This is a genomic window from Ruegeria sp. A5 (assembly GCF_056543005.1).
Map to the genome: position 1 here is coordinate 106,346 of NZ_JBQGAV010000008.1, position 22,954 is coordinate 129,299.

At 57.9% G+C, this 22,954-nt stretch carries 21 protein-coding genes; 12 read left to right on the forward strand and 9 right to left on the reverse strand.

Features of this window, described 5'->3' with window-relative positions:
* Positions 1-5 precede the first annotated feature (5 nt).
* The 4 genes from ACR0AY_RS17005 to rarD all read left to right on the forward strand — a co-directional run bounded on the left by ACR0AY_RS17005 (position 6) and on the right by rarD (position 5,596).
* Positions 6-899, forward strand: a complete 894-nt coding sequence (locus ACR0AY_RS17005) for a homocysteine S-methyltransferase family protein (RefSeq protein WP_170514791.1) — start codon at positions 6-8, stop codon at positions 897-899.
* Positions 900-908: 9 nt separating this feature from the next.
* A complete protein-coding gene (locus ACR0AY_RS17010) occupies positions 909-1,889 on the forward strand; it encodes a helix-turn-helix domain-containing protein (protein ID WP_170514788.1) in 981 nt (326 codons plus the stop codon).
* Positions 1,890-1,978: 89 nt separating this feature from the next.
* Positions 1,979-4,432: a GcvT family protein gene (locus tag ACR0AY_RS17015; protein WP_170514785.1), complete on the forward strand. Its 2,454-nt coding sequence runs from the start codon at positions 1,979-1,981 to the stop codon at positions 4,430-4,432.
* A gap of 258 nt (positions 4,433-4,690) precedes the next feature.
* A complete protein-coding gene (gene rarD, locus ACR0AY_RS17020; RefSeq protein ID WP_170406626.1) occupies positions 4,691-5,596 on the forward strand; it encodes an EamA family transporter RarD in 906 nt (301 codons plus the stop codon).
* Here the strand turns inward: rarD and ACR0AY_RS17025 are convergent.
* Both ACR0AY_RS17025 and ACR0AY_RS17030 read right to left on the reverse strand, forming a co-directional pair.
* Positions 5,593-6,144 carry an SGNH/GDSL hydrolase family protein gene (locus ACR0AY_RS17025; RefSeq protein ID WP_480454452.1) on the reverse strand — a complete coding sequence of 184 codons (552 nt, stop codon included), beginning with the start codon at positions 6,142-6,144 and terminating at the stop codon, positions 5,593-5,595. The genes rarD and ACR0AY_RS17025 overlap by 4 nt on opposite strands.
* Before the next feature lie 155 nt (positions 6,145-6,299).
* On the reverse strand, positions 6,300-6,710 hold the full coding sequence (locus ACR0AY_RS17030) for a nuclear transport factor 2 family protein (RefSeq protein WP_170514779.1): 411 nt from the start codon (positions 6,708-6,710) through the stop codon (positions 6,300-6,302).
* Between the two features lie 97 nt (positions 6,711-6,807).
* Between ACR0AY_RS17030 and ACR0AY_RS17035 the strand changes: the two genes are divergently transcribed.
* Entirely contained in the window at positions 6,808-7,455 is a 648-nt protein-coding gene (locus tag ACR0AY_RS17035) for an RluA family pseudouridine synthase (protein ID WP_170514776.1), read from the forward strand.
* 2 nt (positions 7,456-7,457) lie between these two features.
* Here the strand turns inward: ACR0AY_RS17035 and ACR0AY_RS17040 are convergent, their stop codons facing one another.
* On the reverse strand, positions 7,458-7,649 hold the full coding sequence (locus ACR0AY_RS17040) for a hypothetical protein (protein ID WP_170514773.1): 192 nt from the start codon (positions 7,647-7,649) through the stop codon (positions 7,458-7,460).
* Between the two features lie 104 nt (positions 7,650-7,753).
* Between ACR0AY_RS17040 and ACR0AY_RS17045 the strand changes: the two genes are divergently transcribed.
* The 4 genes from ACR0AY_RS17045 to ACR0AY_RS17060 all read left to right on the forward strand — a co-directional run bounded on the left by ACR0AY_RS17045 (position 7,754) and on the right by ACR0AY_RS17060 (position 10,733).
* Entirely contained in the window at positions 7,754-8,446 is a 693-nt protein-coding gene (locus ACR0AY_RS17045; RefSeq protein ID WP_170398758.1) for a helix-turn-helix transcriptional regulator, read from the forward strand.
* A gap of 118 nt (positions 8,447-8,564) precedes the next feature.
* Positions 8,565-9,236: a YiaD family glycine zipper/OmpA-like lipoprotein gene (locus ACR0AY_RS17050; RefSeq protein WP_170398755.1), complete on the forward strand. Its 672-nt coding sequence runs from the start codon at positions 8,565-8,567 to the stop codon at positions 9,234-9,236.
* Positions 9,237-9,332: 96 nt separating this feature from the next.
* Positions 9,333-9,875 carry an NAD(P)H-dependent oxidoreductase gene (locus ACR0AY_RS17055; protein ID WP_170425805.1) on the forward strand — a complete coding sequence of 181 codons (543 nt, stop codon included), beginning with the start codon at positions 9,333-9,335 and terminating at the stop codon, positions 9,873-9,875.
* A gap of 45 nt (positions 9,876-9,920) precedes the next feature.
* On the forward strand, positions 9,921-10,733 hold the full coding sequence (locus ACR0AY_RS17060) for an HTD2 family dehydratase (RefSeq protein WP_480454454.1): 813 nt from the start codon (positions 9,921-9,923) through the stop codon (positions 10,731-10,733).
* Here ACR0AY_RS17060 and ACR0AY_RS17065 read toward each other — a convergent pair.
* Entirely contained in the window at positions 10,725-11,759 is a 1,035-nt protein-coding gene (locus tag ACR0AY_RS17065) for an NAD(P)/FAD-dependent oxidoreductase (RefSeq protein ID WP_170514767.1), read from the reverse strand. The two genes, ACR0AY_RS17060 and ACR0AY_RS17065, sit on opposite strands and share 9 nt — an antisense overlap.
* 55 nt (positions 11,760-11,814) lie before the next feature.
* Here ACR0AY_RS17065 and mnmC2 point away from each other — a divergent pair, with 55 nt between their 5' ends.
* Both mnmC2 and ACR0AY_RS17075 read left to right on the forward strand, forming a co-directional pair.
* Complete coding sequence (mnmC2, locus tag ACR0AY_RS17070; protein WP_170406602.1) at positions 11,815-12,480, forward strand: tRNA (5-methylaminomethyl-2-thiouridine)(34)-methyltransferase MnmC2; 666 nt, start codon at positions 11,815-11,817, stop codon at positions 12,478-12,480.
* The gene (locus ACR0AY_RS17075) at positions 12,477-13,346 is read left to right on the forward strand and encodes a DMT family transporter (protein WP_170398740.1); all 870 of its coding nucleotides are present in this window, start codon (positions 12,477-12,479) and stop codon (positions 13,344-13,346) included. The genes mnmC2 and ACR0AY_RS17075 overlap by 4 nt, the downstream gene beginning before the upstream one ends.
* Here the strand turns inward: ACR0AY_RS17075 and ACR0AY_RS17080 are convergent.
* Entirely contained in the window at positions 13,320-15,293 is a 1,974-nt protein-coding gene (locus ACR0AY_RS17080) for a lytic transglycosylase domain-containing protein (RefSeq protein ID WP_170514764.1), read from the reverse strand. The genes ACR0AY_RS17075 and ACR0AY_RS17080 overlap by 27 nt on opposite strands.
* Before the next feature lie 123 nt (positions 15,294-15,416).
* On the opposite strand from ACR0AY_RS17080, the gene dapA reads away from it, so the two are divergent.
* On the forward strand, positions 15,417-16,289 hold the full coding sequence (gene dapA / locus ACR0AY_RS17085; RefSeq protein WP_170514761.1) for a 4-hydroxy-tetrahydrodipicolinate synthase: 873 nt from the start codon (positions 15,417-15,419) through the stop codon (positions 16,287-16,289).
* A gap of 133 nt (positions 16,290-16,422) precedes the next feature.
* On the opposite strand, the gene ACR0AY_RS17090 is transcribed toward dapA, so the two are convergent.
* The 4 genes from ACR0AY_RS17090 to xsc form a co-directional block, all read right to left on the reverse strand.
* Positions 16,423-17,310, reverse strand: a complete 888-nt coding sequence (locus ACR0AY_RS17090; RefSeq protein ID WP_170514757.1) for a DmsC/YnfH family molybdoenzyme membrane anchor subunit — start codon at positions 17,308-17,310, stop codon at positions 16,423-16,425.
* The gene (locus ACR0AY_RS17095; protein WP_170514754.1) at positions 17,310-18,059 is read right to left on the reverse strand and encodes a 4Fe-4S dicluster domain-containing protein; all 750 of its coding nucleotides are present in this window, start codon (positions 18,057-18,059) and stop codon (positions 17,310-17,312) included. Before ACR0AY_RS17095 ends, ACR0AY_RS17090 begins: the two co-directional genes overlap by 1 nt.
* 91 nt (positions 18,060-18,150) lie before the next feature.
* Positions 18,151-20,967 (reverse strand): molybdopterin oxidoreductase family protein, encoded by a 2,817-nt coding sequence (locus tag ACR0AY_RS17100; RefSeq protein ID WP_170425787.1) that lies wholly within the window; start codon positions 20,965-20,967, stop codon positions 18,151-18,153.
* Between the two features lie 170 nt (positions 20,968-21,137).
* Entirely contained in the window at positions 21,138-22,913 is a 1,776-nt protein-coding gene (gene xsc / locus ACR0AY_RS17105) for a sulfoacetaldehyde acetyltransferase (RefSeq protein WP_170514751.1), read from the reverse strand.
* Between the last annotated feature and the right edge of the window lie 41 nt (positions 22,914-22,954).

The following is a 22,954-nucleotide window of genomic DNA, read 5'->3' on the forward strand; positions in this document are numbered from 1 at the left end:
GGTAGATGGCTGACATTACGCTTTTAGATGGTTCGATCGGGCAGGAACTGGTGAAACGCAGCGGTGACCAGCCCACGCCTTTGTGGTCAACGCGGGTGATGATCGACAAACCTGACTTGCTGACCGAAGTTCACGCGGCCTATTTCCGCAGTGGCGCGACGATTGCCACCACGAATACCTATGCCATTCACCGCTCGCGGCTGGTGCGTGAGGGGATCGAAGACCAGATGCCACTTCTGATCGAGGCTGCTCTTTCGCGGGCCGAGCAGGCTTGCGCGGGAACTGACGGTCGTATCGCTGGTGCGCTTGGTCCGCTTTTGGCCAGCTACCGGCCCGATCTGAACCCCGACCCAGACGATGCGGCTGAAAAATTTGCCGAGCTGGCTCAACTGATGGCAGACCGGGTTGATCTATTCCTGATCGAAACCGTGTCCTCGGTTCTGGAAGCCGAAGGTGCGCTTCGCGGTACCGAGAATTGCGGCAAACCCGTCTGGCTGGCAATGTCGGTTATGGATGATGACGGCACGCGATTGCGGTCAGGCGAAGCGCTGGAGGACATCGCCCCGCTTGTTGCGCGTTACGCCCCCGAGGCCGTTTTGATCAACTGCGCGCGCCCGGAAGCGATTCCGGCTGCACTGGAGATCATCGCAAAGCTGGGTCGCCCGTTCGGCGCTTATGCCAATGGCTTTACTGGTATCAAAGACGGTTTTTTGAAGGATGCCCCGACGGTTGACTCTCTGGAAAGCCGTCATGACCTAGACCCTGACGCCTATGCACAGCATGCCATGGGCTGGGTGGCGCAGGGCGCGACGATTGTTGGCGGTTGCTGCGAAGTTGGGCCAGATCATATCGAAACCCTTGCCGACAGTTTACGTGCGGCCGGGCACACAATTGTTTGAGTGTGCCTCATGTCGATCCGCAACAAATCTGAACGGCGAAAAGATCGGGATCAGCAGCATTTCGATATTCTGGTTGCACCCGGTTTCGTGTTGCTTGAATTGGCCTCGTTGGTCGAAGTGTTGCGCCTGGCTAACCGGGTTTGCGCGCATCCTCCGTTCACATTCACTTACCGGTCCCGAAAGGGGGGGCCTGTTGAAAGCAGCAGTTGCGCGACGGTGTCGACCGAAACCATACCTGCGCAGCCCGATGCGGATTATCTGTTTGTGATCGGAAACTCGGATCCGGATCAGCCAGAGCTTTCTTTAGGTCGCGTCGTGCCCGACTATACGTACCGGGGAGCCCAGGTCTTTTTGCTGGCCGAAGCGGCAAGCAGGTACATCGATGAAAACGGCGCTGATCATATGGCAACCCATTGGGAAAACGCCTCTTTCTTACGCGAACGTGGCGCGCGGTTTGAGGCCAAGCTTTCAATTGCGACCGAACAGGGTTCGGTGGTCACCTGCGCGGGAATGGAGGCAACGACGGATGTGGCACTGGCGGTGATTGGGCGGCACATTTCGGGTGCCGCCAAGATGACAGTTGCGGATATCATGCTGCACGAGAACATCCGCGATTTCTCATCCATGCAGCCGTTTTCGGGCGCTCGGAATACAGCCACAGGTGACGCAAAGCTGGATCAGTGTATCAAGCTGATGCAGGCAAATATTGAAGAACCGCTACCGATCAATCAGATCGTTGACATGTTACACGTGTCGAACAGATCGCTTGAGCGCAAGTTCAAGGCAACTTTCGCAACCACTCCAAACGGATTCTACCGAGAAATGCGCTTGGCCAAAGCCAACAACCTGCTTTTGAACACAACGATGAGCGTGCGGGAAATCGGCTTGGTGTGCGGCTTTCCAAACGGATTCTCATCCGTTTACAAAAGCGTCTTTGGCGTCACTCCGTTTGTTCTGAGACGTCAAAAAAGACGTGCAGAATATAGGTGATTTTCGCGATTGAGATGACGTTTTTGACGCTTTTTTTGTCGATCCTTCATGGCATTTTGCAAAAAACCTGAGACAGCGGAGACATCAGGATGGTTGATCTTCCCACCAAGGCCCGTGTGGTCATCATCGGCGGCGGCGTCATCGGATGCTCGGTCGCGTATCACCTTACCAAGAAAGGGTGGACCGATGTTGTGTTGCTTGAGCGCAAGCAACTGACCAGCGGCACCACATGGCATGCTGCAGGTCTGATTGCGCAGCTGCGCGCGACCGCAAACATGACCAAGCTGGCCAAGTACAGTCAGGAACTCTATGGCGCACTTGAGGAAGAAACTGGCGTAGCCACAGGGTTCAAGCGTTGCGGATCCATCACGGTGGCCCTGACTGAAGAGCGCAAGGAAGAGATCTATCGTCAGGCCGCCATGGCCCGCGCCTTCGGGGTTGAGGTCGAAGAGATCGACAATGATCGTGTGCAGGAGCTGTATCCCCATCTGAACCTCGAAGGGGTCAAGGGGGCGGTTTATTTGCCTTTGGACGGGCAGGGTGATCCAGCGAATATCGCTCTGGCTTTGGCTAAAGGTGCGCGTCAGCGCGGTGGCGTCGTCAAAGAACGTGTGAAAGTCACCGACATCGTCAAGCAGGGTCGTAAAGTCACCGGCGTGGACTGGATTGCGGACGATGGCAGTTCCTCGGGCCATATCGAATGCGACATGGTGGTGAACTGTGCGGGCATGTGGGGCCACGAGGTTGGTAAGATGGCAGGTGTGAACGTGCCGCTTCACGCCTGCGAACATTTCTATATCGTGACCGAAGGGATCGACGGGCTGACCCAACTGCCGGTGCTGCGCGTACCGGATGAATGTGCCTACTACAAAGAGGATGCCGGAAAAATCCTGCTGGGCGCGTTTGAGCCAAATGCAAAACCCTGGGCGATGAACGGCATCCCCGACAGTTTCGAATTCGACCAGTTGCCAGAGGATTTCGATCACTTTGAACCAATACTCGAAGCGGCCTGCAATCGGATGCCGATGTTGGCCGAGGCGGGGATTCACACCTTCTTTAACGGCCCCGAGTCCTTTACGCCGGATGATGCATATCACTTGGGACTCGCCCCCGAGATGGATAACGTTTGGGTCGCTGCAGGGTTCAATTCGATTGGTATTCAGTCGGCGGGTGGTGCTGGTATGGCACTGGCCGAGTGGATGGACTCGGGCGAGAAACCGTTCGATCTGGGCGATGTTGACATCAGTCGCATGCAGCCGTTTCAGGGCAACAAGCAGTACCTCTTTGAGCGTTCGAAAGAGACGCTCGGCCTGCTTTATGCCGACCACTATCCCTATCGCCAAAAGACCACCGCGCGCGGTGTGCGCCGGACACCGTTTCACCATCACCTGATCGAACAGGGTGCCGTGATGGGCGAATTGGCTGGGTGGGAGCGCGCCAATTGGTTTGCCAACGAAGGGCAGGAACGAGAATATCAATACAGCTGGAAACGGCAGAACTGGTTCGAGAATTCGGCTGCCGAACACCGTGCCGTGCGCGAAAATGTAGGCATGTATGACATGTCGTCCTTCGGCAAAATCCGCGTCGAAGGGCCGGATGCCGAGAAATTCATGAACTATATCGGCGGCGGCGATTATTCAGTGCCCAATGGCAAGATCGTCTACACCCAATTCCTAAACCGTAGCGGTGGGATCGAAGCAGATGTCACGGTCACACGGTTGACTGAGACCGCCTACCTGGTCGTCACCCCCGCGGCGACCCGATTGGCGGATCAGACCTGGTTGATGCGTCATGCAGGCGGCTTCAATGTGGTTATCACCGATGTCACCGCTGGCGAGGGCGTTTTGGCCGTCATGGGGCCGAATGCGCGTGCATTGCTTGAAAGGGTTTCGCCCGCTGATTTCTCGAACAGGACTAACCCATTTGGCACGGCACAGCAGATTGAGATCGGTATGGGTCTCGCTCGCGCCCACAGGGTGACCTATGTGGGTGAGCTTGGGTGGGAGATCTATGTGTCGTCCGACATGGCAGGTCATGTTTTTGAGTCACTGTACGAAGCCGGACAAGATATGGGCCTGAAACTCTGCGGCATGCACATGATGGACAGTTGCCGGATCGAGAAGGGTTTTCGCCATTTCGGTCATGACATCACCTGCGAGGATCACGTGGTCGACGCGGGATTGGGATTTGCCGTCAAAGTGGACAAAGGCAGCGATTTCATCGGTCGCGAGGCGGTGATGGCCCGAAAGGAAAGCGGGCCTAAGAACCGGCTTGTCCAGTTTAGACTGACTGATCCCGAACCACTGTTGTTCCACAACGAACCAATCGTGCGCGATGGTGAATATGTAGGTTACCTTAGCTCGGGCAATTATGGTCACACGCTGGGTGGTGCCATTGGTCTGGGCTATGTGCCCTGCGAGGGCGAAAAGCCTGCAGACTTGCTGGCCTCGACCTATGAGATCGATGTCTGTGGTGTGAAAGTCCAGGCAGAGGCGTCGTTGAAACCGATGTATGATGCGAAATCCGAGCGGGTCAAAGTCTAGAAAATATCGACAGGGGTAGGCTCTGCCCCACCGTCCGTACCAGGCGACGCTCGCGAGAGTATTTGTGGCCAGATCAACAAGGGATCACCTGCTCATCTGGCCAACAATATCCATGGGCGTGAGACAGCGCTTCGCACGTAGGTTGGCTGCAGAACGCGCGACCTATCAGAAACTTTGATGCCCTGCTTCACAGTTTTGATAGTTCCCAAGCCCATCTGATTTGCCGTAGAGAAACACGGTATCAGTCGGAGACTCTCTGTGGCAGACACCCGCGTACCACCAAACAATACCGATACGCCCAAAGGGCTGGCGTTGGCTGTGATGGCCTATGTGCTTTGGGGCTTCCTGCCACTTTACATGAAAGCAATGGAGCATATCGGCCCGATCGAGGTAGTTGCGCATCGGGTGATCTGGTCGGTGCCGGTGGCCGGGCTGCTGCTGATAGCGCTCGGGCGGACCGGCGATCTGAAAACTGCACTTCGCAATCCCAAAATGTTGGGTATGGCGGCAATTACAGCGGCGTTGATCTCTGTCAACTGGGCGATTTATGTCTGGGCGATTTCATCGGGGCATGCGCTGGACGCGGCTTTGGGCTATTACATCAACCCTTTGTTCAGCATTGCGTTGGGTGCGATATTGCTGCGTGAACCTCTGAACCGAACACAGTTGGTTGCGGTCGGGTTGGCCGCTTTGGGGGTGTTGGTACTGGTGTTTCAGGCGGGAAGCTTACCCTGGGCGGCTTTGGGCTTAATGTTCAGCTGGGGGTTTTATGCGTTCTTCAAGCGCTCACTCCCAATTGGGCCCAACCAAGGATTTTTGTTGGAAGTCCTGATTCTACTGATACCCGCCCTGGCCTACGTCACCTGGCTTGGAACAAGTGGTGCCGGGCATTTTGGAGCAGCCGTGTCAGACACTGCGCTGCTTGCAGGCGCGGGGCTGGTGACTGCAATTCCGTTGCTGCTTTATGCCAATGGGGCCAAACTGGTGCGTCTGTCGACGATGGGTATCCTGCAGTACATCGCGCCCACGATGATTTTTATCACCGCGATCACGTTGTTCGGAGAGCGTATTGATCAGGCAAGATTGATCGCGTTCCCTCTGATCTGGGCCGGGTTGATTGTATATTCGATCCCGATGATCCGGCAAATACGGTCTCAGGCCTAGCGAATGAGCTGGGCAAGCTGCTCCGCCCAGATTGCATAGGCCTTGGGACTTGGATGGTATCCGTCCGGCGCGGCGAGCGCCGGGTCATCGGGCAGGTTCAGCGCCAGATGTGAAACTTGCGGATATGCTGCAGCCACCGTCTGCAAGCCGTGATCCAGCCTTGCAGCCTGTTGCCCCAAAAACCAGGCCAGAGGCTGAGGCAGAGCGGGAAAACGCACCATCTGAGGAACCGCAGACACGATCACCTGCCGGGCTTTCATCGGCCCGGTCAGAAGGTCCAATAGGCGTGCTTGGTGGTCCTCAAAGCTCTGTCTACTTACCGCTCGGGTCACGTCGTTCACACCCAGCGCCGTTATGGCCACATCAAACTGTTCGGAAAGCCCTTGCAGCTGTTCAATTGTGTTTTGAGTGGTATGCCCGGTGGCCGCCTCAAGCCGCCATTCCACGGTATAACGCTTTGCCAATTGGCCGACCAGTTGCCCGGATAGCGCCTGGCCCAGTGTGCCCGCCCCAACGCCAGCGGCCGAGCTGTCCCCGGTGATCAACAAGCGCAGTCTGGGCCCGCGCCCTGCACGCCCTTGGCGGGGACCAGTCGGTTCTGGCAGAAATTGCGCATTGCGTCTTACCGCGAACCCCTGAATTGCCAGAACAGGCAAAAGCGGAATTCTGAGAATCTGATCGGCGGCAACAGGCAAAGGAACCGTTAGCTCAGCGCATCTTTGAACTTTAGAAAGCGCGTATCTTTCATGACTCGTGCCATCATGGCTTCGCGCAAGGCTCCGACGGTCTTGTAGGGACGCATGACGACCTCAAATTCCTGAATAAGTCCGTCTGCGTTCAGCGTGATCAAGTCTACACCCACGGCGTCCAAGGCACCGACTTTGCATTGAAACTCCAATGCCCAATCGTCGCCGTCGCCCATGATCCGACGATACTGAAATTCGGAAAACACCTGACCCACATGACCCAGAACCGCTGCAACAGGTTCACGCCCGGTCCAGGTGCTGTAGTAAGTGGGTGGTGAAAACCGAACATCTTCGGCCAGCAACTCTTGGATCAGGCCTTCATCGCCCTTGGCCACCACTTCTTGCATTCGTTTGATCGTCGGGTGCATACCGTCTTCCCTCTTGTTGACCAAAGAGTTGCTGAACCTTTTCACTCACGCAAGGACGACGTTGCGGGAGGGGGCCGCCTGAGATAGGCAAGCGCGCATGAGCGAAACCTATGATCCCCCAAACTCCCCTCTGGATGTGCTGTTTGAAGACACGCAATTGATCGTGGTGAACAAGCCGGCGGGTTTGTTATCGGTGCCGGGGCGGGGCGCGCATCTTGCTGATTGTCTACTAACCCGCGTGCAAGTTGCGTTTCCACAAGCGTTGCTGGTGCATCGGTTGGATCGGGATACATCCGGTGTAATGGTGTTTGCACAGACGCCGCATGCCCAGCGGCATCTGGGGCTACAGTTCGAAAATCGCCAGACCCGCAAAACTTATGTCGCGCGCGTATGGGGGCGGGTAGAATCAAAAACGGGAACGGTTGATCTGCCGCTGATCGTCGATTGGCCCAATCGCCCCCGTCAGATGGTCTGTCACGACACCGGCAAGCCTGCTGTTACGGATTGGCGCGTGGTTAAATACGAGGGCGAGACAACGCGTGTTCGCCTGTCTCCCAAGACCGGACGATCGCACCAGTTACGGGTTCATATGCAGGCGCTGGGGCATCCTATCTTGGGTGATCCGTTTTATGCCGATGGCGCGGCGCGCGACTTCCCGCGGTTGATGCTTCATTCGGAAGAACTGCGCCTCAAAAATCCCGAAGGCGGGGTGTCGATGAAATTTCGCGCGCCAGCCGAATTCTGATTCTAGGCGGTACTGGTCCAAAGCATCTTCAGGTTTCCCAGCGAAAACCGCCGGGTGCGTTTGACCGGGCGTATAACTTGGCGTTCCCGTGCGGCAGCAATTTCACGTTCGATTTCGAATCCGCGCAAAACGTGATCTTGGGACCAGCGATCCAGTTTCAAGGTCATCATGACGTGATTGTCGAGGTAGGGCATGGTCACTCTCATGAATTGCAATTGCCCAATCTTCGCCCAACACTCCTGACACCACCTTGTCAGGGGGGTGTGCTAAGTTGTCAGCAGATCTTTAGGAGACCCGGATGCGCCGATCGACACGTCTGTTCGAAATCATTCAGATCTTGCGTGCTGCTGAAGCGCCCGTGACGGCCGATGCGTTGGCCTCCAAGCTCGAGGTTTCGGTGCGCACCGTCTACCGCGATATTGCCGCGTTGCAGGCCCAGCGTACGCCAATCGAAGGCGAAGCGGGTGTTGGCTACTTGATGCGGCGCGGCTATGATCTGCCGCCATTGAATTTCGATGCGGAAGAGGTTGAGGCCCTGTGGGTGGGCCTGTCGATGCTGGCCCGCACTGGTGACAGTACCCTGCAACAGGCCGCTGACCGGGTGTGTCGTAAGATCGAAGCCCTGCGCGCGCCAGCTGACTGGCTTCAGGTTGCGCCTTGGGGCGCGCCGATGGATGATCCGGAAAAGGGCTGTGTGCCGGTCGTAAACTACCGCGAAGCGATCCGGGCTGAACGCAAAATACGCATCACCTACGTGAATTCGGAAGGCGAACGTACCGAACGCACGGTGCGGCCCGTCGCCCTGATCTACCACATAGAATGCACTATGCTGGCCGCGTGGTGCGAGCTGCGAAACGGGTTTCGCCATTTCCGCACAGATCGGATCTGGGCATGCGAACTGACCGAGGATCATTTCTGCGGGCAAGGGGAACTACTGCGTGCAATCTGGCAAGAGCAGAACACCTGGGATAACTCCGCAGGGGTGGCCTGAATGGCGGGTATTCGCCTATTTCACTCAATTGTTGCTTGAGGCCCATTGTTCTCACTGTGTTATACTAAGCGTAACGAAACAAACCCGGTGAACGGGTACGTGAGCAGAAGGTGATTCAATGACGATTTCCAAATGTGTACTGACGGTTGGACTGTGTTCAGCCCTGTTTTTGGGGGCGTGTACCGACCCGGGCACTCTCAGCGTGCAGAACGATCCCAACCAGAATGCCAAGCAAGGCGCGTTGCTGGGTGGTCTGATCGGCGCTGGTGTGGGCGCAATTGCCAATGACTCTGACCCACTGTTGGGGGCGTTGGCCGGTGGGGCCATCGGTGCTGCAGGCGGTGGCGTGATCGGCAACCAGCTTGACCGGCAGGCGGCAGAGCTGCGGCAGCAACTGGCCAATGACGGCATAACGATCGTCAACGCCGGGGATCGCCTGATCGTCACGGTTCCGAATGACATCACTTTTGACACCGACAGTTCCACCGTGCGCCCGGCCTTGCGTGCCGATTTGGTGAAGGTGGGGCAGAATTTGGTTAACTACCCGAATTCGAATGTCCAGATTATCGGTCATACTGACAGTGACGGAGAGGCGTCCTACAACCTCGGACTGTCTGAACGCCGCGCCAATGCGGTGGCTGATATTCTGCAGGCCAATGGTGTCAGCTACGCCCGTATCACTACTGTCGGGCAAGGTGAAAACAACCCGATCGCATCGAACCTGACACCCGAGGGGAAAGCCCAGAACCGGCGGGTCGAGATTGTGGTGGTTCCCAGCGACAACACCTGATCACGCGTCTCGCGCACAATGACTGCGCGTCATCGGGCCTTTGGTTCGATGGTGTCTCGGGATAACTAAGGGGAAACACCAAAGCGGAGTTTCCCCATGTCCCAACCGATCCTTCTTGGCCTTTCCGGCTCGCTACGGCAGGATGCGACCAACCGTAAATTGCTGCGCGAAGCTGCACGCCTGTTCGAACCCGGCACGTTCATTGAGGCTGATCTCAATCTGCCGCTTTATGACGGCGATCTCGAAGTTGGCGAAGGCATACCTGAAACCGTGCAGGTTTTGGCCGATCAGATTGCCCAGGCCCACGCGGTGATCATATCAACGCCGGAATACAACAAAGGGCCGTCGGGTGTTCTAAAAAACGCGCTGGACTGGGTCAGTCGGACGAAAGGCAAGCCATGGATGGATAAACCGCTCGCCGTCATGTCTGCGGCTGCGGGCCGGGCCGGGGGGGAGCGGGCGCAAATGATCTTGCGGTCCTTCATGGTCCCCTTTCAGCCACGCATTCTGCAAGGTCCCGAGCTTCACTTGGCGGACAGCTCGAATGAATTTGATGCAGGCGGGCGGCTGTCTAACGACCGCTACGAGCATACGCTGCATAACCTGATGCAAAAGCTGCGGGCAGAGGCCGGGTTTTAATCACCTTTGCTTGCCGGTCTGCACCGCAACTTCTAGGTTATGCGGATGAAGGATCAAGACCAGATAGAGACTCAGGCCGATGTCGTAGATCCTGCCCGAGCGGCTGCACTGCAGGTAGCATTGGGGCGGGAACCGACGATTGAGGCAGGCTCAGTACTACCTCCCTTCTTTCATCAGCTCTATTTCTGGTCGCCGCATGTGCCGAGCGATCTGGGGCGTGATGGACATCCTCGGGTAGGCCAAGGTCTGATCCCCGATATGGGACTACCAAGGCGCATGTGGGCAGGTGGGCGACTGCAGTTTCATCAGCCCTTTGTGGCAGGGGTCGCAGCCGAGCGTCGGACGGTCAGAGAAAGCGCCGTGGCAAAGACAGGACGTAGCGGACCGTTGGCATTTGTCACACTGCGTCACGAGATTTGGCAAAAGGGCGCGCTGAGCGTGACCGAATGGCAGGATCTGGTTTATCGTGAAGATCCCTCATCAGACGCACCGGCTCCAAAAGTTCCGATGGCTCGAACGGATGAGTTGGATCACCGCATTGTTGAATTTGATACAACCCTGTTGTTCCGCTATTCGGCGCTGACGTTTAACGGACACCGGATCCATTACGATCTTGACTATGCACGCGACGTGGAAGGCTATGCCGGGCTGGTTGTCCATGGGCCTCTGCTGGCCCAATTCCTCATGTTGTTCGCAACCGATCTGATGGGGCCTCTGGCGGAGTTTACGTTTCGCGCATCGTCGCCGCTGATGCATTTCGAATCGGCGACCCTGTGTCGGGATGGTCAGGAGTTTTGGGTGCGTGGACCCGGAGGCCGACAATGCATGTCAGCCAAGGCAATACCGCAATCAGAGTGAAGCTTCGGGCAGAAAATCCAGCGGGATTCTATCGCGTCCTTCCAGCATCAAGTCGGCCATGACCTCGGCCACCTTCGGTGCCATACCAAAACCGATCTTGAATCCCCCATTGGCGATAAACTGCCCTTTGTGCAGGGGATGCGCGCCCAGCATCGGCGCGCGGCTTTTGCTGCGGGGGCGGACACCGGCCCAGCGTTCGATTACTTCCGCCCCGTGCAGGACCGGCACGGCACGCATGGCGCGGTCCAGTACATCGTCCAGAGCGGCATCTGTGCTAGTCGGATCGTCGTATTCGCGTTCTGATGTCGAGCCAATGGCCAGCGTACCATCGGCATGAGGCACGATGTGAACGGCATCGGCAAACAACTGTGGTACGTCACCCGCATCAAATCGCAGCAACGCCGCCTGTCCTTTCACGCCGTTACCGATTGTTTTGCCAAACGCCTTACTGAGCTCTTGCAGACCCGCAAGTCCAGTGGCGTGTACGACTTGTCCCTTGTCGGGCGCTTCGGCGGTAACTTCTACTCCCATTACGGCAAGCGCGGCCACCAGCGCCACGCAGGCACGCCTTGGGTGCATGCGCGCGCTTAGTGTATCGTGGACGACATATCCCGTCGGGCTGGGTGGGCACCAGGCACCAATCTGATCTACCAACCGGACGCGCCAATCAGCCTGACCCTGCCAGAGTGTTGCAGCGGTTTGTTCACGCGCTTGGGCCAGCTCCAAACCGCGTGCGTCTGGTATGGGTTGCAGACGCCCAAGACGTGCGTAGCCGGGCGACACACCACCGGTGGCCTCGACCTGTTTCCAGAACGGTTCAGCCATGATTAAACTTTCAAACTGGAACGCCTTTTTGGTGTTCCAGTTTTCGGGCACATGTGGGGCCAGCGCGCCAACAAGCCCTCCACTGGACCCCGCGCCCGGACCAAATGGATCGACGATCTGAACCTTCGCGCCGCGCCGTGCGCAGGTCCAGGCGATGGAGAGGCCAAATATTCCTGCGCCCCGCACCGTCACATCGACCATTGCCAATCCCCTTTTCGTTGTTCAGTGTCGCGCCGCTTAGCTACAGGATTCCCCGATGGCAGACCAGCGTGCCGAACTTACTTGGACGGAAGACCAGATCCCGGTCTCGAATCGGTTCGATGACCCCTATTACTCGTTGCAGAACGGGTTAGAGGAAACGCGTCATGTGTTTCTGGCAGGCAACGATCTGCCAACGCGCTTTGTACCGGGGTTTCACATCGCTGAACTAGGCTTTGGCACCGGCCTGAATCTGTTGACCGCGTGGTCGGCGTGGGAAGCAGCAGGGCAGACTACACCTTTACGGTTCACCAGCTTCGAGGCCTTTCCGATGGCGCCTGACGATATGGCGCGTGCTTTAGCCGCCTTCCCCGAGATGACACCGTGGGCCGATCGCTTTCTGAAAACATGGAATGGGCAGAAATGCGTGCTGGACACGTTGCATCTTGAGGTCAACGTCGGAGACGCGCGCCAGACCTTGCCCACATGGGCAGGTGAGGCAGATGCGTGGTTTCTGGATGGCTTCTCACCCGCAAAAAACCCCGAGCTGTGGGAGGCTGACCTGATGCAGCAGGTGGCGGAGCACACGATTCAAGGCGGTACAGCGGCAACCTATACTGCCGCGGGTTTCGTGCGTCGGGGCCTATCCGACGCAGGTTTTGATGTTACCCGCAGCCCCGGCTTTGGCCGTAAACGGCACATGACCCGGGCGGTGAAGCAATGAGCCAGAAGAACAACGTCAACGCCGGTATAGCGCTTATGGTCAGCGCGACGATCGTGTTTGCTTTGCAGGATGGGATTTCGCGCCATCTGGCCGGTACCTACAATACGTATATGGTGGTGATGATCCGGTACTGGTTCTTTGCCGCATTCGTGATTGCTCTGGCTGCGAGATCCAGCGGAGGTTTGCGGGCGGCGGCGCAAACCAGCCAGTTGGGACTCCAGATATTCCGGGGTGTGTTACTGGCCGCAGAAATTTGTGTCGCCGTTTTCAGCTTTACCATTCTGGGCTTGATTGAAAGCCAGGCCGTTTTCATCAGCTATCCGCTGTTGATCGCTGCTCTCAGCGGCCCGGTTCTGGGTGAGAAAGTCGGCTGGCGTCGCTGGGCCGCCATCGGGGTCGGCTGCATCGGGGTATTGATCATCCTGCAGCCCGGTGCCGGTGTGTTCAACCCTTGGGCTGTGATCCCGCTGATCTCGGCGTTTATGTTCGCGATTTATGGCCTGCTGACACGGTATGCGGCTCGGCGGGACAGTACCGCGACCAGTTTTTTCTGGACTGGGGTGGCTGGTGCAGTCGCAATGACTGCTGTCGGTGTCTGGTTTTGGGAACCCATGGCCAGCAGCGATTGGTTTTGGATGGGGTTGCTTTGCATCGCAGGCGCTCTGGGACACTGGCTATTGATTAAGTGCTACGAAATGGCCGAGGCCAGCGCCGTGCAACCCTTTGCCTATTTCCATCTGATGTGGAGCGCAATTCTCGGCATCACGATCTTCCACGAGACCCTGCGCCCCGAGGTTGTTCTGGGCGCGGCTTTGGTGATCGCGGCGGGCCTGTTCACCTTATGGCGCGAACGACGAAAGGGTTGAACCGGTTAGTTCCTTTGAGAATGGCACTGGTAAAGCTGGCTGCCCAAGCCGAGCGCGATAGACCGGCAGGCTTTCGGCGACACGCATGACATAGTTGCGCGTCTCCTTGAAAGGAATGGTCTCGATCCAGTCGATCACGTCCACCTGGCCCCGGCGCGGGTCGCCATAGCGTTCCATCCACGAAATCGGCCGTCTTGGCCCCGCGTTATATCCAGCGGCCATCATCACGACATTGCCGTTGAAGTCCTCTGCAAGCGTTGCAAGATAATTCGCCCCCAACTTTGCGTTATATTGCCAGTCCGAGGTTAGGCGCGCGGTTTTATGGCCACCCAGAATACCCAAATCCTGAGCCACAAGTTTGGCGGTAGCGGGCATGACCTGCATCAAACCGCGCGCGCCTGCGCCACTGATGACTACCGGATCGAACTCACTTTCGCGTCGGGCAATTGCAAGCGTCATTTCCTTCGCCATGGGAAGTCCCATATCTGCGACCGGGTGCACTGGGTAATAAGCGGCAGGCAAAACAACACCGGTTGTTGCCGCGCGCTTGGCGATCATGACGGCCAGATGCGGTTCGTTCAGTTCGATCACCAGGTCACCCAGCTGAGCGGCCTGGGTTTGATCGAGACCTTCCACCAAATGGGTAAGAAACCGTTCTGAAAGGTTTCCCTCTCCTGCGCGCTGCAACAGCAATCCAGCCTCCAACACGCTTGAGTCAGCGAATGCGGCTTGTTTCCAATGCGGCGCGCGGCGTGGGTTGGCCAATTCGCTGTCAAACGGACGGCCGATTTGTTCCGCCGCCAGCAACCCGTAGAACGAGGTCTGATAGTTCGCGCCTTCGGCATAAGCCTCGTGCGCCTTGTCAGCATCCCCCTGCGCCGCATAGGCGCGGCCCAGCCAATATCCACCGCGACCCTTCGAAATCGGCGATTGCACCGCCTCCGAGAAATTCTGGAAATGCCGCACCGCCGTGGCCGGATCATTCAGCTTGCGCAGCGCCAGAAATCCCGAGAGCCACTCTAAATCAGCATAGCCATAGCCCATTTCGGGGGTCATGTGGTGATTGGCGGCAATCGCATAGGCGCGTTCGGCATCTCCCGTGCGCATCTCAAGACGTGCCAGTCTGCGTCGCCCTTCCGCCCATTTGTCGGGTTCACCCAGCGATTTTGGTCCGGTCGAGCGTGCCAACATCAGATCAATGGCGCTGTCGTCCAGTTCTTTGCGATCCCGCCACACGAAACGATCAAATGCCAGGCCAGGGCCTTTGGCCAGTGATTCCGGCACTGCGGCGACTTTGCCGTCCACTCCGTTTTCGCGCTTTTGCAGGGCAATGCGCGCCTCGGCCAGTTTGCGCTGATCAGAGTTGACCAGGGGCAGCATCCGCCCGGCGCTGACCAGATGCCCATCCCACAACATCCGATCCAACCTGGCCTCGTGATGTGGTCTCAGAAGTTTCCCGAAGTTCTCAAGATAATCCTTTTGCAGGCCCGACCCCATCGGCATGGTCCGCCAAGCGGTTACGACGTCGGCTTCTGCTTCACCATTGCGGCCTTGGCTTTTCAAAGCCACGGCATAATTCAAAGCACCTTCTGCTGTTTGCGGAGGCATCCCTTCGTAGAATTTCAGAACTCGATTCGGATCGGCCCCGGTGAATGATGGCTCGCTTTTACGGCGCAGCCAGGCCAAACCGGGCCAATCCGGGCGCCGCTCAAGAAACACCAGCACATCGCCCGAGCTGCCAAAACCTTCGCGTAGCCAATGCCAGACAATAATGTCACGCGCCACCGATCCACGCTGGCCTGCAACGCGCAGCGCGGCATTCCAATCGCCCTTGCGCATCTCATAGAGCCCCGCGCGCAAATCCTGCGTCGCATCCGCACGAGTGGCATGCGGCTGTAGCATCAGCGCCAGAATCATCGCTATTCCAAGCGACAGAATACGTCTCATCCCTTGCATTCCCCAACAAACCAAGGATACAGCCATGCAGGATAAACCTTGCGCCGCCGGGATCAACTCACAAACCCTTAATCGTGACAGACCGGTGCGCAAAAAACACCTAAGGAGCGTTCCATGTTTAAAGGCTCAATGCCAGCCCTGGTCACCCCGTTCAGCAACGGCGCGTTGGACCTGGAAACGCTCAAACACCTGGTGGAATGGCAAATACAGCAAGGTTCGACCGGTCTGGTTCCGGTTGGTACGACCGGCGAAAGCCCTACCCTCAGCCATGAAGAACATGAAACGGTTATCGCCGAAGTGGTGAAGGCTGCAGCAGGTCGCGTGCCTGTCATCGCAGGCGCGGGCTCCAACAATACTGTCGAGGCAATTCGGTTTGTTCAGTTTGCGCAAAAAATCGGTGCGGATGCGGCGCTGGTCGTAACCCCCTATTACAACAAGCCGACCCAGAAGGGGCTGCTGGCGCATTTCCAAACTCTGCATGACAGTGCCGATATCCCGATCATCATCTACAATATCCCGGGTCGTTCGGTCATCGACATGACTCCTGCAACGATGGGTGAGCTGGCGAAACTGCCGCGCATCATCGGAGTCAAGGACGCGACCGGAGATCTGGCGCGCGTCAGCCAGCAGCGTGCAAGCTGTGGTGCGGATTTCTGCCAGCTGTCCGGGGAAGACGCGACTGCACTGGGCTTCAATGCTCATGGCGGAGTGGGCTGCATCTCGGTCACCGCAAACGTGGCTCCGAAGCTCTGTGCTGAATTCCAGCAGGCAACGCTGAATGGCGACTACAAAATGGCGCTGGAGTATCAGGACCGCCTGATGCCCCTGCACGAAGCGATCTTCATCGAGCCCGGTCTGGTTGGCGCAAAATACGCGCTCAGAAAACTTGGCCTGTGTAGCACCGAAGTGCGCTCGCCTCTGACCGAGCTGGAAGACAGCACCAAAGCCGCTATCGAAGCAGCAATGGCGCATGCTGGATTAATCTGAAATCAATATACGGACTCGTAAGGGCGGCCTCGAAGATCGAGCGCCGCCCTTTTTTAATTCGGGATCCAAGTTTCATCTGGCTAGAAATACCTCGGGGGAGGCGCGGCTTGCCGCGACGGGGGCAGAGCCCCCATCAACGCTTGCCGTAGTACAACCCAACCACATGCTCTGCTTGCGCGAAGAACAACCAGCGTGAAACAGCAACGCCGGTGACATGCGACAACACCGCCACAAGCGCAAAGACATGCTTGATCAGTACGCCGCCAAAGGGGATCAGAAGCAGCAGTAAAGGCAGCACAAAAGCCAGACCAAAAGATATCATCCGTAGTTTCTGCGCATGCTTCCGACCGACCACATGCACAAACTCACGCAGCAGATAGTTTGTACCTGTATGAGGTGGTTCGAATGCGCGGACAGCGCCTCGCTCACCAAGCCCTGTCGCGGTTGCCAGCGTGGTTCCCGATCGGGACAACGCACCGTCGCCCTTGGCCCAATAGGCAAGCTGTACAGCACCGGCAATGGCCAGCAACCAAGGGGCAAGCGCTTCAGCTCCGGCCAACAAAGCACCGCCTGCAAGGCTGAACGACAAGAACATGGCCGGTGTCAGGTTCATGTTCCAGCGAGGGATGGTCTTGAGCTGCGTGTAGATCATCGATGTGGTGAAGACCGTGGCCAGCGAGAATGCCGCCCCGATCCAGCCCAGCACACCCCAGCGTTGGCCTAGAAAGACCGCACCAATTGCATAGAGCCCCATGACGAGCAGCGCGATGACCGCGCACCAGCCCTCGCGGCTGAGCCAGCTTGAGCGCCACTGGGTGAAGGCTTTCCTGGCGCGCTCTGGGTGGCCGAGGTGGAATGTCGACGCGAGCAAACCGCCGACGGACAAGCCATAGGCAATTGCAAAAAACACAAACGCGACCCAGCCCGAGACGTCAGGTATGCCGAGCCCCAGGAAGAACAAGAGTCCAAATCCGAGGCCGGACAGGGTGGTAAAGATGATAACGGAAGGTGCCGGGTGCATCAGAGCTTCTCCAGGGTCTTGTCGAGCCAGCCGAGGAAACCCTTGGGCTCTTCGGCGACCGGGGCCAGCAGAGGGGCCAGGATGTCAATCTGCTCCTCAATTTTGTCCTTGGGTCGGGGCGGCAGGTACTTGTTGACGGGTTTGGTGCCCTGTTCAGGCATCAGGTCCATGCCGCCACGTTCGACGACCAGCTTGCTGACATCACTGCCAGGGTCGCCGAGATCGCCAAAATGCCGAGCACCCGCCGGGCAGGTGCGCACACAAGAAGGCACACGATCCACCTCGGGTAGGTTCTCGTTGTAAATCCGATCGACGCAAAGCGTGCATTTCTTCATTACGCCTTCGGCCTGATCCAGCTCGCGCGCGCCATAGGGACAGGACCATGCGCACAGGCCGCAGCCGATACAGTCACTTTCGTTGACCAGAACGATGCCGTCCTCGACCCGCTTGTAGCTGGCACCGGTGGGGCAGACGGTCACGCAGGGTGCGTCTTCACAATGCAGGCAGGATTTTGGGAAGTGGATCAATTGGGCATGCCCTTCGGCGGGTTGCACCTCGTAAGAGTGCACCCGGTTCAGGAAGGTGCCTGAAGGGTCAGCACCATAAGCATCCTGATCCGACAGTGGCGCGCCGTAGTTTTCGGTGTTCCAGCCTTTGCATGAAATGACGCAGGCATGGCAGCCAACGCAGGTGTCCAGATCAATGACCAGACCCATCTTGCGTTCGGTTGATTGGGGGAGCTGGGTCATGACTGCCTTGCCTCTGCGATTGTGGTCAGGGCGGGCTGGGGCTCTGCCCCAGACCCCGAGATATTTATAGCCAGATGAAGAACGGATCGGGTCATTTGCCCACCTTCCAGGCCAAATCCTTTGGCCCTTGCCCGACCGGCGATTTGATTGGAGCGAATTCTGGCTGGCTTTCAGCATCGCTTGGAGCGGCGGCCTTTTCGATTTTTACCTTCAGATCGAACCAGGCGGCCTGACCGGTGATCGGATCAGAGTTTGCCCAGCGCAGGCCGTCACCTTTGGGGGGCAGCAGCTCGTGGATCAGGTGGTTGAGCAGGAAACCCTTGGTGGCCTCGGGGGCGTCTTTCTGCAAGGCCCAGGCCCCTTTGCGCTTTCCGATGGCATTCCAAGTCCATACGGTATTGTTGTTCAGCGCAGCCATCTCCATGACGGGTACCGTGATCTCGCCATGTGGAGAGCTGACTTTGGCCCAATCGCCGTCTTGCAGCCCGTGTTCACGCATCAGCTTGGTCGGGACGTATAGCGGGTTGCGCCCATGCAGCTGACGCAACCAGGCGTTTTGTGTGCCCCAACTATGATACATCGCCATTGGCCGCTGGGTCAGAGCGTTGACGGTGAAGCCTTCATTGCCGGTCTGATCGGTTTCGTACCAAATGGGCAGGGGGTCCATTGTATCTTGGATCTGCGCGCGCAGGTGATCTGGGGGCTGGCGTTCCCCGTAGCCTTCGGCGGCCAGTTGGAATTTACGCATCGGCTCGGAATAGAGCTGGAATAGATAGGGCTGTGGGCTGTCATAGATACCCATGCCCACAGCCCAGTCTTGATAGGCAGTGTTCCAAGGTTTGTAGTAATCCGCACCTTCGGGAATATGCGCGACATAGAAGCCACCATTCTCGATGTATTGGTTCAATTGGTCGGGGTTAACCTCGCCACGACCTTCCTTGTCGCCGTTTTCGCCCCGGAAACCGGCAAGCGGTCCAATCCCCGGCTTGCGTTCGTGGTTGACGATATAGTCGGCGTAATCCGTCCACTTGGCGCTGCCATCATCGTTGGTAAAGCCGGGCAGGCCCATGCGGTTGGCCAGATCGATCAGAACCGACTGGAAGCCGCGTACGTCGCGGTCGGGTTCAATCACCGGCCAGCGGATCGCGTCTGCCGCTGCCTCGGCCTCGCAGATCGGGCGGTCCAGTAGCGAGATACAGTCATGTCGTTCCAGATAGGTTGTATCGGGCAGGATAAGGTCGGCATAGGCCACCATTTCCGAGGAATAAGCATCGGAATAGATGATATGCGGGATCACGTAGTCGCCGTTCTCATCCTTGTCCGTCAGCATCTCCATGACACCCTTGGTGTTCATGGTCGAGTTCCAGGACATGTTCGCCATGTACATGAACAACGTGTCGATCTTGTAGGGATCGCCCGCATGTGCGTTCGAGATCACCATATGCATCAGCCCGTGGCTGGACATCGGGTTTTCCCATGTAAACGCTTTGTCGATCCGCGCCGGGCTGCCGTCTTCTTTCAGCGCCAGATGCTCGGGGCCGCGAACAAACCCCAGATGCGGCCCGTCCAGCGGTGTATTCGGCGTCACCTTACAATGCGGAGTCGGATGCGCCTCAACTGGCTTGGGATAGGGCGGCTTGAAGCGGAAGCCGCCGGGGACTTCGACCGTTCCAAGCAGGATCTGCAACACATGCAGGGCGCGGCAGGTCTGGAAACCGTTCGCGTGGGCCGAAACGCCGCGCATCGAGTGCATCGCGACGGGGCGACCAATCATCTTCGAGTGTTTCTCGCCCCGGAAATCGGTCCATTCATGGTCCAGTTCGAACGCTTCATCAAAGGCCACACGGGCCAGCTCGCCAGCAATCGCGCGAATGCGGGTCGCTGGTACGCCGCATTTTTCTGCGATTGCCTCGGGGGCGTATTCATCCGCCAGATACCGTTCTGCCATGTGGTGGAAGACGGGGCGGTGGGTGACACCGTCCTTTTCGTAGGTCGCTGATAGGTCAGGGCGGACGCCGGGGGTGTCGAAAGCAGTCAGCTTGCCGGTATTGCGGTCGATGACCAATGGCTTGCCGTCATCGTCTTTCAGGAACAGACCCTTTTCCGGACCGTCGGATGCGTTGATCAGGACCGGCGCGTTGGTGTAGCGACTTAGGTAATCCAGATCGATTTTGCCTGCCTTCATCAGCACATGGATCATCGACAAGATGAACAGGCCATCGGTACCGGGGGTGATGCCGACCCAATCATCTGCCACGGCGTTATAGCCCGAGCGGATCGGATTTACCCCAATCACCCGGGCACCGCGCGCCTTGATCTTGCCGATGCCCATTTTAATCGGGTTGCTGTCGTGGTCTTCTGCAACGCCGAACAGCATGAACAGCTTGGTGTGATCCCAGTCGGGCTGACCGAACTCCCAGAATGCACCGCCCATCGTGTAGATGCCACCGGCTGCCATGTTGACCGAACAGAACCCGCCATGGGCCGCATAGTTACAGGTGCCGAAATTCTGTGCCCAGAAACTGGTGAAGCTCTGGCTCTGATCACGGCCGGTGAAAAAGGCCAGTTTCTCAGGGTTGTCTTCGCGGATCGGTTTTAGCCAACCGACAGCGATCTCGAGCGCCTCGTCCCAACTGATCTCTTCGAACTCGCCAGACCCACGCGGGCCGACGCGTTTGAGCGGTGCGCGTAGGCGCGACGGGGCGTTCACCTGCATAATCCCCGCGCTGCCTTTGGCGCAGAGAACGCCCTTGTTTACCGGATGATCCCGATTGCCTTCGATATAAGCGACCTTCCCATCCTTCATGTGCACGTTGATACCGCAGCGGCAGGCACACATGTAGCATGTAGTCCGGCGGATCTCGTCTGACACGGGTGGGGATAGGTTGAGGTTCGGTTGTTGATTCACGCTGTCTCTCCCTGTGGCGGATCGCCTTGGTACCTGTACGTGTTGAACACACTGGAGCGTAAGCACACCGGGCTCAACCATATAGAGGAAGAGAGTGCAGGCACCCCCTTCCTCTGCTTTTCTTTAAGCGGACCGGTCGAACCCGGTCCGACTTATGTTTTTGACAGCAATCAAACCTGCTGCAGACGCATGTCGCTTGCGTCGATACCTGCAACCTCAACCGGCTTCTTCATCGCGTCGCGACGGAAGGGTTCACCCAGTTCCTGGTTGATCATTGCTTCGATCAGGGTGGTGATGCCGTTCTTCTGATCCTCGATCGCCTGGCTCAACGCCGCTGTCAGTTCATCCTGAGTGCGCGCGATGACGCCTTTCAGGCCACAGGCGTTGGCGATGCCGGCATAGGACACTTTTGTGTCCAACTCGGTGCCGACGAAGTTGTCATCGAACCACAGGGTCGAGTTGCGCTTTTCCGCACCCCACTGGTAGTTGCGGAACACAACCTGAGTGATGGCTGGCCATTCTTCGCGACCGATGGCGGTCAGTTCGGTGACTGCAATGCCGAAGGCACCATCGCCAGAGAAGCCGACAACTGGTACATCCGGGCAGCCGATCTTCGCGCCAATGACCGAAGGCAGACCATAGCCACAGGGGCCGAACAGGCCGGGGGCCAGATACTTGCGGCCTTCTTCAAACGAAGGATAGGCGTTGCCGATGGCGCAGTTGTTGCCGATGTCGGACGAGATGATCGCCTCTTTCGGCAGCGCGGACTGGATCGCGCGCCATGCTTTGCGCGGGCTCAGCCAGTCCGGCTTGGCAGCGCGAGCGCGCTCGTTCCAGGTGGTGCCCGGATCGTCCTGCTCGTGATCCATCGAGGTCAGTTCTTGCGCCCAACGCGATTTGGTTTCGGCGATTTTCGCCTTGCGCGCGTCGCGGCCTTCGTCACCGGCTGTGTCGGACAGTTGGTTCAGGATGCTGGTGGCAACGGTCGCCGCATCGCCCACGATACCAACCGAGACCTTCTTGGTCAGGCCAATGCGGTCGGGGTTGATGTCGACCTGAATGATCTTTGCATCTGCAGGCCAGTACTCCATGCCGTAACCTGGAAGGGTCGAGAACGGGTTCAGGCGCGTACCGAGGCATAGAACAACGTCTGCTTCCTTGATCAGCTGCATACCGGCTTTCGAGCCGTTATAGCCCAGCGGGCCAGCGAACAGTGGGTGCGAGCCGGGGAAGGCGTCGTTGTGCTGGTAGCCAACGCAGACCGGAGCGTCCAGACGCTCGGCCAGTGCTTTCGACGCTTCGATGCCGCCTTTCGACAGAACGGTGCCTGCACCGTTCAGGATAACGGGGTTCTTTGCGTTCGACAGCAGAGCGGCAGCTTCGGACACGGCCGTTGCACCACCCGAAGGCAGTTCAAACTCAACAACAGCAGGCAGCTCGATGTCGATCACCTGAGTGAAGAAGTCGCGCGGAACGTTGATCTGCGCAGGTGCCGAAGCTCGCTTGGCGTTCATGATCACGCGGCTCAGAACCTCTGCCATACGGCTGGGGTCACGCACCTCTTCCTGGTAGCAAACGCAGTCTGCGAACATGCGCATCTGCTCCATTTCCTGGAAACCACCTTGACCCATGGTCTTGTTTGCGGCCTGCGGAGTGACCAGCAGCAGCGGAGTGTGGTTCCAATAGGCAGTTTTGACGGCGGTCACAAAGTTGGTGATGCCGGGGCCGTTCTGGGCGATCATCATCGACATCTTGCCGGTTGCGCGGGTGTAGCCGTCAGCCATCATGCCGCCGGATCCTTCGTGGGCACAATCCCAGAAAGTGATGCCTGCTTTGCCAAAGATGTCGGAGATCGGCATCATGGCCGAGCCGATGATACCGAACGCATGTTCGATGCCATGCATCTGCAGGGTTTTTACAAAGGCTTCTTCGGTGGTCATCTTCATCTGCGTAATCTCCGATCATAGAAGGATGGAACGGGGGTTTT

What these genes read in the sequence shown, in the direction of transcription:
- ACR0AY_RS17005 (WP_170514791.1), top strand. Translation starts at nt 6, where the DNA reads ATGGCTGACATTACGCTTTTAGATGGTTCGATCGGGCAGGAACTGGTG.
- ACR0AY_RS17010 (WP_170514788.1), top strand. Translation starts at nt 909, where the DNA reads ATGTCGATCCGCAACAAATCTGAACGGCGAAAAGATCGGGATCAGCAG.
- ACR0AY_RS17015 (WP_170514785.1), top strand. Translation starts at nt 1,979, where the DNA reads ATGGTTGATCTTCCCACCAAGGCCCGTGTGGTCATCATCGGCGGCGGC.
- ACR0AY_RS17030 (WP_170514779.1), bottom strand. Translation starts at nt 6,710, where the DNA reads ATGCACCCGACGATCAAACGAATGCAAGAAGTGGTGGCCAAGGGCGAT.
- ACR0AY_RS17035 (WP_170514776.1), top strand. Translation starts at nt 6,808, where the DNA reads ATGAGCGAAACCTATGATCCCCCAAACTCCCCTCTGGATGTGCTGTTT.
- ACR0AY_RS17040 (WP_170514773.1), bottom strand. Translation starts at nt 7,649, where the DNA reads ATGCCCTACCTCGACAATCACGTCATGATGACCTTGAAACTGGATCGC.
- ACR0AY_RS17045 (WP_170398758.1), top strand. Translation starts at nt 7,754, where the DNA reads ATGCGCCGATCGACACGTCTGTTCGAAATCATTCAGATCTTGCGTGCT.
- ACR0AY_RS17050 (WP_170398755.1), top strand. Translation starts at nt 8,565, where the DNA reads ATGACGATTTCCAAATGTGTACTGACGGTTGGACTGTGTTCAGCCCTG.
- ACR0AY_RS17055 (WP_170425805.1), top strand. Translation starts at nt 9,333, where the DNA reads ATGTCCCAACCGATCCTTCTTGGCCTTTCCGGCTCGCTACGGCAGGAT.
- ACR0AY_RS17060 (WP_480454454.1), top strand. Translation starts at nt 9,921, where the DNA reads ATGAAGGATCAAGACCAGATAGAGACTCAGGCCGATGTCGTAGATCCT.
- ACR0AY_RS17065 (WP_170514767.1), bottom strand. Translation starts at nt 11,759, where the DNA reads ATGGTCGATGTGACGGTGCGGGGCGCAGGAATATTTGGCCTCTCCATC.
- mnmC2 (WP_170406602.1), top strand. Translation starts at nt 11,815, where the DNA reads ATGGCAGACCAGCGTGCCGAACTTACTTGGACGGAAGACCAGATCCCG.
- ACR0AY_RS17075 (WP_170398740.1), top strand. Translation starts at nt 12,477, where the DNA reads ATGAGCCAGAAGAACAACGTCAACGCCGGTATAGCGCTTATGGTCAGC.
- ACR0AY_RS17080 (WP_170514764.1), bottom strand. Translation starts at nt 15,293, where the DNA reads ATGAGACGTATTCTGTCGCTTGGAATAGCGATGATTCTGGCGCTGATG.
- dapA (WP_170514761.1), top strand. Translation starts at nt 15,417, where the DNA reads ATGTTTAAAGGCTCAATGCCAGCCCTGGTCACCCCGTTCAGCAACGGC.
- ACR0AY_RS17090 (WP_170514757.1), bottom strand. Translation starts at nt 17,310, where the DNA reads ATGCACCCGGCACCTTCCGTTATCATCTTTACCACCCTGTCCGGCCTC.
- ACR0AY_RS17095 (WP_170514754.1), bottom strand. Translation starts at nt 18,059, where the DNA reads ATGACCCAGCTCCCCCAATCAACCGAACGCAAGATGGGTCTGGTCATT.
- xsc (WP_170514751.1), bottom strand. Translation starts at nt 22,913, where the DNA reads ATGAAGATGACCACCGAAGAAGCCTTTGTAAAAACCCTGCAGATGCAT.